Consider the following 19,051-nt stretch of genomic DNA (forward strand, 5'->3'; position numbering starts at 1 on the left):
AGATTCTTTGTTACTCCTTTTCTAAACGATCTCTTTCTTTACGAGATTTAGTACGTGCATTGGTTTCTAAAGTAGTATTGCCAAACTTATAGCTAAAACCAAGTTTTATATACCTATTATCTTGATTATAGAATCTAGAATTATTTTGACTTTGATATTTAGAAGTTACTGTAAAGTCTTGTGTGTTAAACAAATCGGAAGCAGATAACGACAGAGTTGCTTTTTTGTTTAAAATGGTTTTCTTAATTGCTAAATCTGTTGCTAATCTAGCATCTACTATTTGAAATCCTTGTTGGTTTTTACCAACGTAAATAAAGGTTAAATTAGCGGATAAACTCTTGTCTTTTAAAAAAGAAAAGTCATTACTTAATACAGAGTAGTTAGACCAAGTATCTGTTTTTATTAGCTCCTCATTAAATATCGCTTGTTCTTCAACATTATAAAAGGACGTTACAAAATATACAAACCAGTTCTTATTAACATTAAAAAAGGTAGTAAAATCAAAACCATATTCTACAGTATTACTTAAATTAATTGGTGTGTGAACAATTATGTTTTCTTCATTATTTTGAATTGGTAATTCTAAAAAATTAGCATCGGTATACTTGTAATAGGCTTCAAAAATATACTTATCATCTAGAGTTGTTCCTAGAGTAATAAAGTCTGCAAATGCAGGTTGTAAATTGGGGTTACCTGTAACGATAGTATTATCATTTAAATAATACTTAAAGGAGTTTAAATCTTGATAGTTTGGTCTTTCAACACTTCGCTTATAATTAACATAAGTATTTACTTTCTCTGTTATTTGATATGCTAAATTTAAAGTAGGAAAACCCTTAAAATAATCTTGTTTGTTTTCTTCGTTTGTAATTGGAGATTGGCCTTCTATATTTGTTTGTTCTATTCTAAAACCTGAATATAAACTCCATTTTTCCCAGTTTTTCTCATAGCTAAAATATGCAGCTAAAATAGCTTCGTTATAATTAAAAGCATCCGAATTGTCTGTATTAACTGTTTCATTACCTCCTACTACATCAAACTGTTTTATATCACTTTCTGTTTTTATAAAAGAAGATTTAATTCCTACAGAAAAGGAAGAAGATTCGTTAATAGTAGAAGAATAGTCTAATTGCGAAGTATAAATATCTGTATCTTGGTTTGCATTTGTATTAAAAGCATTTGTAAAATTATTCAGATTCTCTTGAAAAAAATACCTGCTTAAAACATCTTGTTTTCTGTTGTAGTTATAAACGGTGTAGTGTGTATTAAAGGATAGTTTGGAAGCGTTTTTAAATAGATGAACATAATCTAGGTCAAATCCTAAGTTGTGCTTTGTATCTCTTGATAAATTATTAGAATCAAAACGATACGAATTGTTTTCTCCATTAGCATTTACCTCTGTATTACTTAGAATTTTATATTTATAATAAGGTATAAATAATAGATTTGTAGAAAAACTTAAAGTATTAGCATTATCGAAGAAATAATCTAAATTAAAATTAAAATTATGTGTTTTAGTCCATGTATTTCGATCTATGTTCGTATTCCATTCTTCAGAAATATTATCATTTTCTAAAAAATTAATCTTTTCATTACTCTCTCTATTTAACTTATTCTGTGTGTAACTATAATTGGCAAAAACATTAATTTTTTCGGTTTTATAAAAGTTTGTGGTTCCTACATTTGTTCTTGGAAAAACACCTTGTGTATAATTGGCAAAAACAGAACCTCTATAGCCCGTTATTAAATTTTTATCCATAACAATGTTTAAAACAGCACCACTAGATGCATCATATTTTGCTGGAGGATTTGTAATAACTTCAATAGATTTTATACTATTTGCTGGTGAGCCTTCTAATAATTGTGCTAGCTCTTCTCCAGAAAGATGTACTTTTTTATCGTTTATATAAACTGTTGGAGTTGTACTTTTTATTTGAATATTATTATCTATTACTAAAACACCAGGAGTACTTTGTAAAACTTCCATCATGTTACCTTCGCTTAACGCTGTATTTGCAACATTAAAAATCAAACGGTCTACTTCCTTTTTTACTGTTGGTTTTTTTACAACAATAGCCACTTCGTCTAAATGTTCATTAGATTCGGTTAAAGTAATTGTAGAAAGGTTCTTGTTTTTAGCGACTTGAATTTCTTTACTATAGGTATTAAAACCAACAAAAGAAACTTTTAAAATGTAGGTGTTTGCCTGGATATTATTTAAAAAAAAATCACCTAAATCATTACTACTCGTTCCAGATACAATCGTAGAATCTTGTTTATTTAAAATTATAATATTTGCATAAGAAATAGGAATATTCTCAGCATCTTGAATTTTTCCACTTAAAGAAAAGTCTTGGCTAAATAGACTTAAAGGAATTAAAACAAATAATAATATGTGGATTATTTTTAGATTCAAGATATTTTAGAATTTAAAACGCAATATACCAATACTTTCACAGTTTCATTTACGGTTTAGCCATAAATTTCAGGTTATTTTTCCTACAAAATAAAAGTGTGTAAAAGCGTAATAAATGCACTATATTTGCCAAATCTCTATAGAGAAGAGAAAAGGATTATGAAGCACATTAGAAATTTTTGCATTATTGCACATATAGATCACGGAAAAAGTACACTTGCAGATCGTTTACTAGACGTAACTGGTTCTGTAACTGCTCGTGAACAACAAGCGCAACTTTTAGATAGTATGGATTTAGAACGCGAACGTGGTATTACCATTAAATCGCATGCCATACAAATGGATTATACTTACGAGGGGCAAGATTATATATTAAACCTCATTGATACACCTGGTCACGTAGATTTCTCTTATGAGGTTTCTCGTTCTATTGCTGCTTGCGAAGGCGCTTTACTTATTGTAGATGCAGCGCAAAGTATACAAGCGCAAACCATTTCAAATTTATATTTAGCACTAGAGAATGATTTAGAAATTATTCCGGTACTTAATAAAGTAGATTTACCAAGTGCAAATCCAGAAGAAGTAACCGATGATATTGTAGATCTTTTAGGTTGTGATCCAGAAGAAGTTATTCATGCAAGTGGTAAAACAGGTTTTGGAGTTGAAAATATTTTAAAAGCAATTATTGAACGTGTTCCTGCTCCGCAAGGAGATCCTGACGCTCCTTTACAAGCATTAATTTTCGATTCGGTTTATAATACTTTTAGAGGTATTGAAACGTATTTTCGAGTTTTTAATGGAGAAATAAAAAAGGGACAAAAAATAAAATTTGTTGCTACAGATAAAGAGTATAATGCAGACGAAGTTGGTACATTAAAACTAACACAGATTGCTAAACAAAGTGTAAAAACCGGGGATGTTGGTTATTTAATTACTGGAATTAAAACGGCAAAAGAAGTAAAAGTAGGAGATACAATTACAGATTTTGCAAACCCTACAACTAATATTGTTGCAGGTTTTGAGGATGTAAAACCAATGGTATTTGCTGGTATTTATCCTGTAGATACCGAAGATTATGAAGAGCTTAGAAACTCTATGGAAAAATTACAATTAAATGACGCTTCTTTAGTTTTTGCACCAGAAAGTTCTGCAGCGTTAGGTTTTGGTTTTCGTTGTGGTTTCTTAGGAATGCTTCATATGGAAATTATTCAGGAACGTTTAGAACGTGAGTTTGATATGACTGTTATTACAACAGTTCCCAATGTATCTTATAACGCTTATACTAACAAAAACCCAGAAACACCTTTTATAGTAAATAACCCTTCCGATTTACCAGATCCTTCCACAGTAAATCGTGTAGAAGAACCATATATAAAAGCAACTATAATTACAAAATCGGACTTTGTTGGTAACGTCATGTCGCTTTGTATTGAAAAGCGTGGGATGATTATTAATCAAACATACTTAACTCCTGTTCGTGTAGAATTAACTTTTGAAATGCCTTTAGCAGAAATTGTTTTCGATTTTTATGATCGTTTAAAAACGGTTTCTAAAGGATATGCTTCTTTCGATTATCATCCAATAGGAATGAAGGTTTCTAAGTTAGTACGTTTAGATGTATTACTAAATGGGCAACCTGTGGATGCGCTATCTGCTTTAATTCATGCAGATAATGCACACAACATTGGTAAGAAAATGTGTGAAAAGTTAAAAGAGCTTATTCCGAGACAACAATTTGATATTCCAATTCAAGCAGCTATTGGAGCAAAAATTATTGCTAGAGAAACAGTAAAGGCCTTACGTAAAGATGTAACTGCAAAATGTTATGGTGGAGATATTTCGCGTAAACGTAAACTACTTGAAAAGCAGAAAAAAGGTAAAAAACGTATGCGTCAAGTTGGTAATGTAGAAATACCACAACAAGCATTTATGGCTGTTTTAAAGTTAAATGATTAAATAAAAAAAGCGTTGTGATTTACAACGCTTTTTTTATTTCTAATTTATTTTAAACCGTATCTATTTTTTCTACATCTAAAGGTTTTCCTAAGTAAACTAAAGCAAACCCTTCTCCTACTTCAATTTCTGTATTGTAAGAAGATATAATATGAAGCTCTCCTTCATCATCTTTTATAAATAAAGGAATAATATCTTTGTCTTGGTTGGTCGCTTTTATTAAGTCTAGTAAATGTTCTTTATCTATTATTTCTATTTCTTGAATACTCGGAAACTTTCTAGTAACATCAGATAATGTACTAAAATCATCTGTATGCGAAAATAGTCCTTCATGCGGATTATTGTTTTGATCTAGCATTTCTTCTGTAGAAACCAATCTAAAAGCACCATTTTCTCCAAACTGATTGGTAAACTTATTAATTGCATACTTATTAATTTCTGTGTTTCCTGTTAAGGCCATCAAATAACCAACATCATTAAGCTCAATATTATCGGTTAAGTTTTCAGAATATATATTGGTATTAATAGCCTCTAGGCCTAATTCTTTAGCCTTATTTATATTACTTTGATTGCTGTCTATTAAAACAACATGTCTGCCATGCGTCTCTAAATAATGCCCTATTAACCTAGAAACTTTAGATGCACCAACAATTAAAATTCCATTAGATTTCTTTAAAAACACACCTACTAATTTTGCAAATAGTCTTGCTGTTGTAGCGTTTAAAAGAACGGTTCCTAAAACGATTACAAAAACTAATGGTGTTATGTATTCTGCACCTGTAATTCCTTTACTTGCTAGTTTTAAACCGAATAACGAAGCAATACCTGCTGCTACAATACCGCGAGGACCAACCCAACTAATAAATAATTTTTCGTTTAATTTAAGTTTAGAACCATGTGTACTAATAAACACACCAATAGGTCTAACAATAAATACAATTACAGCAAATAAAGCAGCTGTTTCCCAATTGAAAATTAACAATAACTCACTATAATTAATGTTTGCGGCAAGTAGAATAAATAAAATAGAAATAAGTAGCACACTTAAAGATTCTTTAAAATAAAGAAGATCTTTTAAATAAGGAGAATTTGAGTTTCCTAAAACCATTCCCATCACTACAACTGCTAATAAACCTGATTCATGTGCAAATGCATCCGATAAAACAAAAACGCCTAAGACAGCTGCTAATGCAAATACATTTAGTAAATAATGTGGTACCCATTTTTTATTAATAATAAAGTTTAAAGCATGTGCAAAAGTAAATCCGAAGGTAGCTCCAAATAACACAATTTTTCCAAATTCTATTAATGCCGTTTTTGTAAACTCTCCTCCTGCATCTACACTTATAAATTCAAAAACCAATACAGCAACTAATGCGCCTATTGGATCAATTAGGATTCCTTCCCATTTTAAAACCGCTGAGACATCTTTCTTTAATGGAATATTTCTTAAAATTGGTGTAATAACTGTTGGTCCAGTAACGATTATTAATCCTGAAAACAGAAAAGAAATTTCCCAGCTTAGTCCAAAAATATAATAAGCAGCTACTCCTGCTCCAAAAAAAGTAACTAAAGACCCTAGAGAGATAAGTTTGGTTATCACTGGTCCTACATTTTTTATTTCGCTTAATTTAAGGGTTAATCCACCTTCAAAAAGAATAATACTTATTGCTAACGAAACAAAGTAAAATAAACTTTCTCCAGGAAATAAGCCTTCGGTTTCATTCCAAATGGGTTCAATCCATTTTGTACCATCTTCAGATAAAAACTCTGCAGCAATTGGTCCAACAAGTAAACCAATTAGAATTAAAGGTAAAATTGCAGGAATTTTAAATTTCCAGGCAACCCATTGTGCTAATATTCCTAAAATAATAATTCCTGCTAATTCTAACATCTAGTTGTTTTTGTGTGTGAAAATACTAAATAATTATAATTATTAAAGATATCTATACGTAATAAGACTCTTGAGTTTTTAAAAAAATACTATCTTTCAATCTTAATTGATTTAATAGCCTTGTCATTAAACCCTTTTCATACTATAGGAATTGGTGTAACCTTTTCTCCAAATTTAAAAGCAAATGTTTTTGAAGCATCTCGTTTAGCTATACTGTTTAAAAGTAAACTAATACTTATTCATGTTGGCGAGAAGTCTTCTGAAAAAACAAAAAAGTTTAAAAATCTTTTAGAACCCTTTGTTACACAGTCTTTAGATTATGAAATTGTATTTAAAACAGGAGATCCTGTAAATGTTATTTTATCTGTTTCCGAAGAAAAAAAAGTAGACCTATTAATTTTAGGAGCTTTAAAACAAGAAAATTTTCTTAAATATTATGTAGGCTCTATTGCTAGAAAAATAACACGAAAAGCAAAATGTTCTGTTTTATTACATATTAATCCTTCTGTAGAAAGAATACCTTGCAATCATGTCGTTGTAAATGGATTAAAAGACCCAAAAACAGAAAAAACGATTGCTTCTGCATTTTATGTCGCAAATTGTTTGGGTTCTGAAAAAATTACTATTGTAGAAGAAATAACACAAGACAAAAGAACGGTTAAGGTAGATGATGATAAGTCTTTAAGAAAAGCAACTATTGTAAAAGAACGTTTAAAACTACGAGAAACTTCTAGAGTAAATAATATTATTAAAAATATACCTGAAGAACATACACAAAACATTGCTATAAAATCGCAACCTATTTTTGGTACAAAAGGGTATTCTATTGGTCATTACGCACAAATAGCTAGAGCAGATTTATTAATTATGAATGCGCCCAGTAAAATGACTTTTTGGGATCGTTTATTTCCACACGATATAGAACATATATTAACCGAATTACCAACCGACGTACTTATTATTCAATGATAAAAAAAGAAAAAAAAATAGTGTCTTTTTTTAAAGCATTGCCTAAAAATATTTTTTCTGGTTTTGTGGTAAGTCTTATTGCTTTACCATTAGGTTTGGGGTTAGCAATGGCTAGCGATGCGCCTCCAATTGCAGGAATAATTGCTGCTGTTATTGGTGGTTTATTAGTTTCTATTTTAGGGGGAAGTAATGTTACCATTTCTGGCCCTGGAAACGGTTTAGTTGGCGTGCTTTTAGTTGCTATTACTACTTTAGGTTTAGAAAGCGCTTATGCTGCAATTATTTGCTCTGGAGTACTTTTACTCGTTTTAGGCTTCTTACGTTTAGGTAAATTGGCAGATTTTTTCCCTTCTTCGGCAATTCAAGGAATGCTTGCTGCTATTGGTCTAATTATTCTTGGTAAGCAATTTCACATCATGTTGGCTCATAAAATTAAACGTGAAGACACGATAGATTATTTAATAGAAATACCTGTTACTATAAACGATGCCATTCACTATGATAAATCTGGTCTTGTGTTTGCTGCTTTGGCTGGTGTGCTTAGTCTTTTAATTATGGCTTTTTATGGTAAAATTAGAAATAAATATTTTCAGCTAATTCCTGCACCAATGTGGATTGTTATTCTATCTATTGGATTTAGTTATTATTTTGAATTGATTGCACATGAAAACAACCCAATCGCTTCCGAATATATGATTTCAGGCATACCTTCGTTTCCAGAAATTATATCACAGTTACCAACTATTAATTTTAGTAAAATTGGAACCTTCCCTTTTTGGTCTAGTGTTTTAGCATTAACACTTATTTCTAGTATCGAATCGCTTTTAAGTATTAAAGCGGTAGATAAACTAGACCCTGAAAAAAGACGATCTAATGTAAATAAAGATTTAAAAGCATTAGGCTTAGCAACTATTGGTTCTGGTTTTCTTGGAGGTTTAAATGTAGTTACGGTTATAGCTAGAAGTTCTGTAAACGTTAATAATGGAGGAACTAACCGTTCTTCTAACTTTTTTCATGCTACTTTTTTAGTTGTTTTTATCTTACTTTTTAGCACACAATTAACCAGAATACCGCTTCCTGCTTTAATGGCAATTTTGGTTTTTACTGGATATAAATTAGCTTCTCCAGAAAATATTAAAAAAATATTTTCTATTGGTAAAGAACAGCTTATCATCTTTTTTGTAACCTTAATATTAACGCTTAAAGTTGGGTTAATTACAGGTATTATCTCTGGTGTGGTAGTTACTTTTTTAATACACATTTTTATAAATAAGAGTTTCTCTTTATTTGCAAGAAATGTATTAAAACCAAATGTTTTAATGTACAAAGAAGAAGAAGGTAATGGCAACTACTATGTAAGTGTGAAGCATTTTTGTAGCTTCCTAAATTATTACAGATTAAAAGAAAAACTAAATGCTGTCCCAGAAAATCAAGATGTTATTGTAGATTTTTCGCTTTGCGATTTTGTAGACCATACTGTTATGGAAAACCTTAATAACTATCAAGAAATTTTCACTAAAAGGGGTGGTCATTTTGAAGTGGTTGGTTTAGATCTTCACGATACAGATTCTAAACATCCTTTCGCTTTAAGACGTTTACTTCCTGTACCTAATGTTATTAAAAACAGCTTAACAAAAAGACAAACCAATATTGAAACATTGGCTAAAGATTATACTTTAAACTATGTCTCTAAAAAAGAAAAAAACGTTTCTTTTTTAAATCGTTTTTTATTTTTTAAAACCAAACAAATAAATCACATAAACAATCAGCTTTGCTCAGATAACAAAAAGTTAACCATGTTTGATATCGAATTTTCTGAAGGAGAATTCATTGCAAAAGAAGTTGTAAGATCTACCATGTTACATATACAATTAGATACAAAAATTCCAGAATTCACTTTAGATAGAGAGGGTTTTCTAGAAAAAGTATATGCTTTTGCTGGTTTTAAAGATATTCCTATTCAAAACCACGACGATTTTTCAAAACGTTTTTATTTACTTGGTGAAGACGAGCAAGCAATAAAACAGTATTTTAATGATGCTATTACACACTTTTTTGAAAGCAATCCATATTATCATGTAGAGTCTAATGGTAAAGCCCTTTTAGTTTTTAGTAAAGAAAGACATGCTAGTATTAAAGAAATTAAAGCCCTTTTCGATTTTGGAAAACGTTTAAAACAAGTTATTTCTTAATAAAATCTTAACACTTAATAAATTACGCTTCCTATTTAGTAATTTGCACATCTATGAAATTATATCCTATAAACGCAGGGAATTTTAAGTTAGATGGAGGCGCCATGTTTGGCGTAGTACCAAAATCTTTATGGACCAGAACCAATCCTGCAGATGCAAATAACATGATTGATATCGCTGCAAGGTGCTTATTAATTGAAGACGGTAATCGACTAATTTTAATCGATACAGGAATGGGAAACAAACAAAGTGATAAATTTTACGGTTACTACCACCTTTGGGGAAATGACTCTATAGACAAGTCGTTAAAATCACATGGTTTTCATCGCGATGATATTACTGATGTTTTTATGACGCATTTACACTTTGATCATTGTGGAGGTAGCGTACAATGGAACAAAGACAAAACAGGCTATGAGCCAGCATTTAAAAATGCTCATTTTTGGAGTAATCAAAATCATTGGCAGTGGGCAACACAGCCTAATAAACGAGAAAAAGCTTCGTTTTTAAAAGAAAATATTCTTCCTATGGAAGAAAGTGGTCAATTAAAATTCACTTCACTTCCACAGAAAACAATTTTAAAAAATTCTGCTTTAGGATTCGACATTTTTTTCGCAAATGGACATACCGAAAAACAAATGATTCCCATGATTAACTATAAAGGAAAAACCATTTGTTTTATGGCAGATTTACTTCCAACGGTTGGTCATTTACCAATTCCATTTGTAATGGGTTATGACACAAGACCTTTGTTAACCCTAGACGAAAAAGAAAACTTCCTCAATCTAGCTGCAAATAATAATTATTACTTATTTTTGGAACACGATGCAAACAACGAAATTATTACAGTAAAACATACAGAAAAAGGAGTTCGACTAGACAACCTTTTTACTTGTAATGATATTTTTTAAAAAACTAAAACTCAATTATGAAAATTATTAAACCTTTTGTGCTAGTTGGAAGCTTAGCGCTTATTTTAACTAGCTGTGGTGGTGGAGCAGAAATTTTATCTACACCTCTCGAAAACATTGATACTGTTGCTTTAAAAGAAGCAGAATTAAACGAAAATGAAAAACACACCTGGGGACATTTAGATCTTGTAAAAGATACAATTCCTGGTATGAGTGTAGATAAAGCTTACGCTGAAATAATAAAAGGAAAAGAAGGAAAAACAGTTATAGTTGCTGTTATAGATTCTGGAATTGATATTAATCATGAAGATTTAAACGGTGTAATCTGGACCAATAAAAAAGAAATTGCTGGAAACGGAATTGATGATGATAAAAACGGTTATATAGATGATATCCATGGCTGGAATTTTCTAGGAGATGCTTATGATGAGCAATTAGAAATGACAAGAATTGTTGCTAATGGCGATACAAGTGCTCCTCGTTTTGCGGAAGCTAAAGCAGATTTAGAAGAAAATATCGCTCAAATGGGGCCAACAAAAACGCGTTATGAGCAAATTTATGCATCCTTAGTAGAAGCAGACAAAGACTTCACTGCGCATTTTAAAACAGCAGACTATACTAATGAGCAAGTATTAAAATTAGAAACTACAGACGAAACACTACTACAACACAAACAAGTTGCAACACAAATGAACGGTTTTGGTTTACCGAGCGTTCAAGTAGCAAAAAAAGAATTAAAAGGTGCTTTAGAAGGTTTAACAGGAAGATTAAACACAAACTATAACTTAGATTTTAAAGGAAGAACAACAGGTGACAATCCAGATGATTGGAATGACAAACCTGGTTATGGAAATGCAAATGTATTACCTATTGCAGACGATGAAATTCATGGAACTCACGTAACAGGTATTATTGCTGCTGTTCGTGACAATGGTAAAGGAGCAAATGGAGTTACTAATAATGTTGAGATTATGAGTATTCGTGCAGTACCAAATGGTGATGAGTATGATAAAGATGTAGCGAAAGCTATTCGTTATGCTGTAGATAATGGTGCAAAAGTTATTAATGGTAGTTTTGGTAAAAGCTTTTCTCCTCATAGTGATTGGGTTAGAGATGCTATAAAATATGCTAGTGATAATAATGTGGTTTTTGTACATGCAGCTGGTAACGATAGTAAAGATGTAGATACAGAAGCTAATTTTCCTGATGATAACGTAAATTATGTTGAAATTAGTGATACTTACATTCGTGTTGGTGCATTAACTAGTAAATATGGTTCTTCAATGGTTGCTGGTTTTTCTAACTACGGAACTAAAAACGTAGATGTTTTTGCTCCTGGAGCTCAAATTTATTCTACATTCCCAAATAATGAATATAAAGCAATTAGTGGAACCTCTATGGCTGCTCCTGCTGTTGCTGGTGTTGCTGCTTTAATTTGGTCACAATACCCAAAATTAACTGCTGCACAAGTAAAACAAATCATTATGGATTCTGGACTACCAATTCATCAAAAAGTTGTTGTTGGTGGTAATTCTGGAGATGTAAGAGACTTTAGTACATTATCAAAATCTGGAAAAATGGTAAATGCTTATAACGCTTTAATTATGGCATCGCAATTATCTAAATAATAATAACAATCAAAAAAAGGCATCAAAATTATTGATGCCTTTTTTTATTCAATAACATATACAAATGAAAAAGTTTTTTCTTTTTGCTTTAGGTATCACATTGGTTTCTTGTGGTTCTACGAACTCTGTTTCTTCCACTCCAGAAACACCAACCTCACCAATAAATACTTCGATTTCTAAATCTACATATTGGCAACAACATGTAAATTATAAAATGGATATTGATATGGATGTTAACAACTATCAATACCAAGGAAAACAAAACTTAGTATATACCAATAACTCTCCAGATGTATTAACTAGAGTATATTATCATTTATACTTTAATGCTTTTCAACCAGGAAGTGAAATGGATGTACGTTCTCGTACCATTCCAGATCCAGATAGTCGCGTAGGAGATAGAATTAGTAAATTAGCTCCAGATGAAATTGGTTACATTAAAGTGTCTTCATTAAAACAAAACGGAACCACATTAAATTACGAAACAGTTGGTACTGTTTTAGAAGTAAATTTAGCGAAACCTATTCAACCGGGAGAAAAAGTGACCTTCGATATGGTTTTTAATGCACAAGTTCCTGTACAAATTCGTCGTTCTGGTAGAAATAATAAAGAAGGTGTAGCACTTTCTATGACACAATGGTATCCTAAATTAGCAGAATATGATTTTGAAGGTTGGCATGCAGATCCATACATTGGAAGAGAGTTTCATGGCGTTTGGGGAGATTTTAATGTAAACTTAACTATTGATAAAAACTACATAGTTGGTGGAACTGGTTATTTACAAGGAAGCCCAGAAATAAACGGAAACAAAAAAACACTTCGTTTTAAAGCACCAAATGTGCATGATTTTACTTGGGCTGCAGATCCAGATTATATTCACGATACTATGCAAGTACCTAATGGACCAATGTTAAACTTCTACTACAAAAAAGATTTACCTGCTGAAAACCTTCAGTTTTGGAAAGACTTTCAACCAAAAACAGTAGAATTAATGCAGTATTTTTCAGAAAACATAGGAAAATACCCTTACGAGCAATATTCTGTTATACAAGGAGGAGATGGTGGAATGGAATATGCAATGTCTACACTTATTACAGGAAAACGTAGTTATGGTAGTCTTGTTGGTGTAACTGCACATGAATTAGCACATACATGGTTTCAGTTTCTACTAGCTACAAACGAAGCGAAACACGAGTGGATGGATGAAGGTTTTACAAGCTATATTAGCGATCACGCTATGAATTCTATAATGAATAGTAAAAGAGAAAACCCTGCTTCCGGAGCCTATAGAAGTTATTTAGGTTTAGCAATGTCTGGTAAAGAACAACCATTAAGTACACATGCAGATCGTTATAATTACAATAGAGCTTATAGTGCTTCTGCCTATAGCAAAGGTGAGGTTTTTATGGCACAATTAGGATATATTATTGGTGAAGCTAATTTGAAGAAAACCATTAAAAAATACTATACTGATTTTGCTTTTAAACACCCAAGACCAATAGATATTATTCGTTCTGCCGAAAAAATTTCTGGTTTAGAGTTAGATTGGTATTTAATAGACTTTACACAAACTACAAATACGATAGATTATGCGGTAAATACTATAGAAGGAAACAAAGTAACCTTAGAAAGAATTGGCCTTATGCCAATGCCTTTAGATGTCACACTAACATATGTAGATGGTACAACAGAAGATATTTATATTCCGTTACAAATGATGCGTGGCGAGAAACCAACCACTGCTACCATTAAAGCAGATTGGGCTTGGGCATATCCAACCTATACTTTTGATGGCTCTAAAGCTATTCGTAGTGTACAAATAGATCCTAAAGAAATGATGGCTGACATTAATAAAGAAAATAATAAGAAGTAAAAATAAAGTATATTCTTTTTTTAAAACCACTAGATAAGTTAACTAGTGGTTTTTTTATTTCATTACCTTTGAAACATTAAAATAAACCACTTGAAATTTACCTATAACAAATCCGAAAAACTGAAAAGCGAAAAGCTTATCACCAAACTTTTTTCTGAAGGAAAGTCTGTTTCGGCATACCCTTTGCGTCTTGTGTATTTAGAAAGTACGTTTACTGAAGCAGTAAAACTAAAAACTGGCGTTTCAGTTCCTAAAAGGAATTTTAAAAAAGCGGTAGATAGAATTAGTATAAAACGCATGATGCGTGAAACATACAGACTCCATAAACACATGGTTTATAACAACATAAATTCATCATTTGCGTTTATGATTTTGTATGTTGGTAAAGAAAAACCTACGTACCATGAAATGGAATCTGCTACTAAAAAAATATTTAGTAAATTTTTAAACAAAAACATTGAAACAAATAAATAAGAATCATGAAAATTTTTTCTGCGCTTCTACTTCTTGTTCTTCCATTAGCTTGCTCTAATTCTAGTAGTAAAGAATCTAATTATGATTATGTAGAGACTTCCGAAATTGTATTAGAAGACATGGAAGCTCCCACACAAATATTGAAAACCGTTCCAGAAAATATGGAACAAAAATTAATTAAAGAATCTTATTTACGCTTTCAAACCCAAAATTTAGATAAAACGTATCAAAAAATTATTGGCTTCGTTAAACAAAATAATGGCTTTGTACAAGACGATAATTCTAGTAAATCCTACAATACAGTAACTAGAAATTTAGTAATTAGAATGCCTTCTAAAGGTTTTCAAAAAACAATAGATTCTATAAGTAATCATGTTGCTTTTTTTGATTCGAAACGTATTTCTTCCAAAGATGTAACCGAAGAATTTATAGATATTGAAGCGCGTTTAAAAGCTAAAAAAACACTAGAAAATAGATACTTAGAACTGCTTTCTAAAGCAAAAAATGTAAAAGAAATTTTAGAGATAGAACGCGAACTTTCCACTATAAGAGAAGCAATAGAAGCCAAACAAGGACGACTAAAATACTTACAAAGTAAAGTATCGTTAAGTACTTTAAATATTGAGTTTTACAAACAAACTGCCGAGAGTGGTGTAACCATTTCTTATGGAACAAAAATGGGTAATGCTATTAAATCTGGTTTTAATGGTATATCTTTATTTTTTCTAGGCGTATTACATATTTGGCCTTTTATCCTTATCTTAGGAATTGCTATATTTTTCTTTAGAAGATGGCTTAATAAGAAAAACAAAAAATAATGCAGATGAAAACTAGACTTATTAAAAGAATACTAATTCCCGTATTTGCAGCAACTATACTTTTTACAGGATCTGCTTTTAAAAATGATTTTTTTGAAATCGCTAAACAAATTGAAATCTTTACTACCTTATTTAAAGAACTCAATATGAATTATGTAGATGAAACAAATCCTGGAGATTTAATGGATTCTGCTATTAAAAATATGCTTACAAATTTAGATCCTTATACTCGTTTTTATAACGAACAAGATGTAGAAGCAGAACGAATAAAACGTACAGGAGATTATACAGGAATTGGTGCCAACGTACGAACCTTAAAAGACAAGTTAATTATTATTGAACCTTATAAAGATTATCCTGCAGATAAAGCAGGATTAAAAGCTGGCGACGAAATAATTAAAATAAACAATGTATCTATTGCAGATTATAAAGAAGAAGCAGGAAACTTATTAAAGGGAGCTGCTAATTCTTCGGTAGATGTTACTTATGTACGTCAAGGAAAAGAGAATACAGCGTCTATAATGCGTTCGGAAATAGAAATTAATGCAGTACCTCATTTTTCAATGATAGATGCTAAAACAGGCTATATTGTACTAAGTAAGTTTAATACAAAAACTACGAGTCAAACCGCTTTTGCTTTAAAAGATTTAAAAACCCAAGGAGCCGAACGTATTATTTTAGATTTAAGAAATAATCCTGGTGGATTACTACGCGAGGCTATTAGTATTGTAAATCTTTTTGTGCCTAAAGGACAATTAGTGGTTACCACAAAATCTAAAGTGAAAAAATACAATAAAACCTATTATACTAAAAACGATCCTTTAGATACCGAAATTCCGTTAGTGGTTTTAATAAACGGTTCTAGTGCATCTGCAAGTGAAATTGTTTCTGGTTCTTTACAAGACTTAGATAGAGCTGTAATTGTTGGGTCTAGAAGTTTTGGTAAGGGTTTAGTACAGAGACCTAAGAGTTTAACATATGGAACACAATTAAAGGTTACCATTTCTAGATATTATACACCTTCTGGTCGTTGCATACAAGCGTTAGATTACTGGAATAGAGATACCGATGGAAATGCAGTACGCGTAAAACAAGAAAACTATAATGCCTTTAAAACTAAAAACGGTAGAAATGTTTTTGATGGTGGAGGTGTATATCCAGACGAAGATTTAGCCATTACTAAAAACTCTCCTATTACTAAAGCTATTAATAACGATTTCTTGATATTTGATTTTGCTACTGATTATTATTACAAAAATAATATACCAGATATTAATACTTTTAAATTAACTAATGCCGATTTTTCAGACTTTAAAAACTTTTTAAGCTCTAATAATTTTAGCTTTGAAACCAAAACAGAAAAATCATTATCTAATGTTTTAATTCAAGCAGAAAAAGAAGAATTAGACGATGATATTTTAAAAGATTACAACACATTATTAGCTAATTTAAATACATCGAAAAGTAAAGCTATAGATGAAAACAAAGAGCAAATACTTGGATTATTAACAGACGAAATTGTAAAACGCCATGCATATAGAGAAGGTTTGTATGAATATTATAAAACTCATAATCTAGAAATTAAAAAAGCTACCGAAATTTTAGCAAATCCTTCTAAATACCAGAGTTATTTAAAATAAAATCTGGTACATTGAATTTTATATATGCCATTTCTATGGGAAATAAATTATGAAAAAAACAGTTATTTATTTATTCTTTTTTATAAATACTTTTTGTGTTTTAGCACAAGAAAAATTAACGCATGAAGTCTATTTTGAAACCGATGATTATCATGTTTTATCTACCGAAGAGAATAGATTATTATTATTTATTTCTGGCCTAGACGGAATTGATATAGAAAAGATTTCTATCTATGGATTTTGTGATGACAGAGGAAGCGAGCATTACAATTTAGCCTTATCACAAAACAGAGCAAATGCAATTAAAACTGTATTTTCTAATAACGAAATAGACGAATCTTTAATTAGTAATGTAGATGGAAAAGGAGAAGTTTTATTAAAAATTATAAAAGAAGATCAAGTTGATAAAATAAGAGGTTTAAACCGAAAAGTCGAAATTATAGTTACTAAAGAAACTCCGAAACCTAAAGAAAAGGTTATAGTAGAGAAACCTAAAGACACAGTTCCGAAACCAAAAAATCAAAAAACAACACAAGATATTGCAAACGGTAATGTGGTGGAAGGTGATAAAATACGTTTAGAAAATATTTATTTTAAAACCGGGTATGCTACACTTGCTAAAGACTCTAAGGGTACTCTTGAAGATATTGCTAATATATTAATAGAACAGGATAATATTTATTTTTCTATTGAAGGGCATGTATGTTGTACACAAAACTCTAGAGATGCTGTGAATAGAAAAACAAATCAGCGAAATTTATCACTAGCTAGAGCGAAATTTATTTACGATTACTTAATTAAAAAAGGTGTAAGTAAAAGACGTATGCGTTATATTGGTATGCGAAGAAAATTTCCGCTTGGTGGAGAACCTAAATTCGATAGACGTGTAGAAATTTTAATTACACATGTATCTGAAAAACGTTAGTTTTTTAACATAGCAATATGTGGTATACCATCTTCTAAATATTCGGCTCCTATTTCTTTAAATCCTAAACTATTGTAAAACTTCTTTAAATAACATTGTGCAGAAATTTTTATAATAGTTTCGTTATAATGTTGTTTTATAGCATCTATAGAAGCTTCCATAATAGTAAAACCATATTTATGTTTTCTTTGATTTTGTGCAACTACTACTCTACCAATACTTGATGCTTCAAAATATAATCCTGGTCTAAAAATGCGCGTATATGCAACTATTTTATCTGCTTTAAAACCTATAACATGTAACGCTTTTTCATCTTTTCCGTCAAGGTCTTGATACACACAATCTTGTTCTACCACAAAAACTTCAGATCGTAATTGTAAGATATTATACAACTCTTGAGTGGTTAATTCTTGAAAGGTTTTGGTTTTAATTTCTAACATTAGTCTTGAACTATTACTTCTTTAGGATCTTTTTTATTAAACTCTGGCTGAATGGTTACATGGTTAATATTAAATTGTTCATGTAATACATTTTCAATATCTAAAAGTAAAGTATTAAATGCTGTTGTTGTAATATCTTCATTTAAATCTAAATGCGCTTCTAAATGTAGTTCATTGTCACTTAAATTCCAGATATGAACATGGTGCAATTTTTTTACTTTTGGTAGTTTATTAACAACGCGTACTACTTCTTTAATATTAATATTCTCTGGAGTAAAAAGCATGAGCATTTTGGTCGATGTTTTTAATAGATCGTAACCAACCCAAATTAAATACAATGCAATTAAAAGTGTAAGTACACTATCTACCCAAAACACTTGGTAATATTTCATTAAAAAGCCTCCTAGTAATACTGCTACGCTTGCCAACATATCTGTAAGTAAATGTAAATAAGCAGAGCGCATATTTATATTATTTTTAGAGTCGTTTTTAAGTAATAAAACACTAAATCCATTACCAATAATAGCAATAACAGATAACCAAATTACTAATCCTGATGCTACTTCTTGCGGATTTTGAAAACGTTTTACCGCTTCAATTATTAATAGAATAGCCACAATAACTAAGGTGGAAGCATTAATAAAAGCAGCAAGAATTTCAGCACGTTTATAGCCAAAAGTTCTGTTAATAGATGCTTTTTGTTTCGATAATTTAGAAGCTATATAACTTACTATTAATGAAATAACATCGCTAAAATTGTGTAATGCATCACTTAATAAAGATAAACTTCCCGAAAGTAATCCTCCAATAACCTGAGCTGCAGTAATTATTATATTTAAAAATATAGTAATTAACAGTTTCTGCCCTTTTAAATCTTTTTGATTAGGAGAGAGGTTATGTACGTGAGAATGACTCATT

Annotated in this window: 14 protein-coding genes; 10 read left to right on the plus strand and 4 right to left on the minus strand. The window is 30.7% G+C overall.

Annotated elements, in window-relative coordinates; translation table 11 throughout:
* Positions 1–10: 10 nt before the first annotated feature.
* Complete coding sequence (locus Q4512_RS02755) at positions 11–2,416, minus strand: TonB-dependent receptor domain-containing protein (RefSeq protein WP_303421364.1); 2,406 nt, start codon at positions 2,414–2,416, stop codon at positions 11–13.
* A 159-nt stretch (positions 2,417–2,575) separates the two neighbouring features.
* On the opposite strand from Q4512_RS02755, the gene lepA reads away from it, so the two are divergent.
* Positions 2,576–4,372 carry a translation elongation factor 4 gene (gene lepA, locus Q4512_RS02760; RefSeq protein ID WP_303421366.1) on the plus strand — a complete coding sequence of 599 codons (1,797 nt, stop codon included), beginning with the start codon at positions 2,576–2,578 and terminating at the stop codon, positions 4,370–4,372.
* A gap of 49 nt (positions 4,373–4,421) precedes the next feature.
* Here the strand turns inward: lepA and Q4512_RS02765 are convergent, their stop codons facing one another.
* Positions 4,422–6,263 (minus strand): sodium:proton antiporter, encoded by a 1,842-nt coding sequence (locus Q4512_RS02765; RefSeq protein WP_303421367.1) that lies wholly within the window; start codon positions 6,261–6,263, stop codon positions 4,422–4,424.
* 120 nt (positions 6,264–6,383) lie between these two features.
* Between Q4512_RS02765 and Q4512_RS02770 the strand changes: the two genes are divergently transcribed.
* From Q4512_RS02770 to Q4512_RS02810, 9 genes are all read left to right on the plus strand, one after another.
* Positions 6,384–7,232: a universal stress protein gene (locus Q4512_RS02770; RefSeq protein ID WP_303421369.1), complete on the plus strand. Its 849-nt coding sequence runs from the start codon at positions 6,384–6,386 to the stop codon at positions 7,230–7,232.
* Positions 7,229–9,424 (plus strand): SulP family inorganic anion transporter, encoded by a 2,196-nt coding sequence (locus Q4512_RS02775; RefSeq protein WP_303421371.1) that lies wholly within the window; start codon positions 7,229–7,231, stop codon positions 9,422–9,424. Before Q4512_RS02770 ends, Q4512_RS02775 begins: the two co-directional genes overlap by 4 nt.
* Before the next feature lie 53 nt (positions 9,425–9,477).
* Positions 9,478–10,335 (plus strand): MBL fold metallo-hydrolase, encoded by an 858-nt coding sequence (locus Q4512_RS02780; RefSeq protein ID WP_303421373.1) that lies wholly within the window; start codon positions 9,478–9,480, stop codon positions 10,333–10,335.
* Between the two features lie 17 nt (positions 10,336–10,352).
* Positions 10,353–11,963 (plus strand): S8 family peptidase, encoded by a 1,611-nt coding sequence (locus Q4512_RS02785; protein ID WP_303421375.1) that lies wholly within the window; start codon positions 10,353–10,355, stop codon positions 11,961–11,963.
* A gap of 64 nt (positions 11,964–12,027) precedes the next feature.
* Positions 12,028–13,836, plus strand: coding sequence for a M1 family metallopeptidase (locus Q4512_RS02790; protein ID WP_303421377.1), 1,809 nt, complete (start codon positions 12,028–12,030; stop codon positions 13,834–13,836).
* 90 nt (positions 13,837–13,926) lie between these two features.
* Positions 13,927–14,310, plus strand: a complete 384-nt coding sequence (locus tag Q4512_RS02795) for a ribonuclease P protein component (protein WP_303421379.1) — start codon at positions 13,927–13,929, stop codon at positions 14,308–14,310.
* Between the two features lie 5 nt (positions 14,311–14,315).
* Positions 14,316–15,128: a DUF4349 domain-containing protein gene (locus tag Q4512_RS02800; RefSeq protein WP_303421381.1), complete on the plus strand. Its 813-nt coding sequence runs from the start codon at positions 14,316–14,318 to the stop codon at positions 15,126–15,128.
* A 5-nt stretch (positions 15,129–15,133) separates the two neighbouring features.
* A complete protein-coding gene (locus tag Q4512_RS02805) occupies positions 15,134–16,768 on the plus strand; it encodes a S41 family peptidase (protein ID WP_303421383.1) in 1,635 nt (544 codons plus the stop codon).
* A gap of 49 nt (positions 16,769–16,817) precedes the next feature.
* Positions 16,818–17,693 (plus strand): OmpA family protein, encoded by an 876-nt coding sequence (locus Q4512_RS02810; protein ID WP_303421386.1) that lies wholly within the window; start codon positions 16,818–16,820, stop codon positions 17,691–17,693.
* On the opposite strand, the gene Q4512_RS02815 is transcribed toward Q4512_RS02810, so the two are convergent.
* Both Q4512_RS02815 and Q4512_RS02820 read right to left on the minus strand, forming a co-directional pair.
* Positions 17,690–18,133, minus strand: a complete 444-nt coding sequence (locus tag Q4512_RS02815; protein ID WP_303421387.1) for a GNAT family N-acetyltransferase — start codon at positions 18,131–18,133, stop codon at positions 17,690–17,692. The genes Q4512_RS02810 and Q4512_RS02815 overlap by 4 nt on opposite strands.
* The gene (locus Q4512_RS02820; protein ID WP_303421389.1) at positions 18,133–19,050 is read right to left on the minus strand and encodes a cation diffusion facilitator family transporter; all 918 of its coding nucleotides are present in this window, start codon (positions 19,048–19,050) and stop codon (positions 18,133–18,135) included. Before Q4512_RS02820 ends, Q4512_RS02815 begins: the two co-directional genes overlap by 1 nt.
* Position 19,051 lies beyond the last annotated feature (1 nt).

The sequence above is a fragment of the Oceanihabitans sp. 2_MG-2023 genome (genome assembly GCF_030547245.1).
In the GTDB taxonomy this organism is placed as follows: Bacteria; Bacteroidota; Bacteroidia; order Flavobacteriales; family Flavobacteriaceae; genus Oceanihabitans.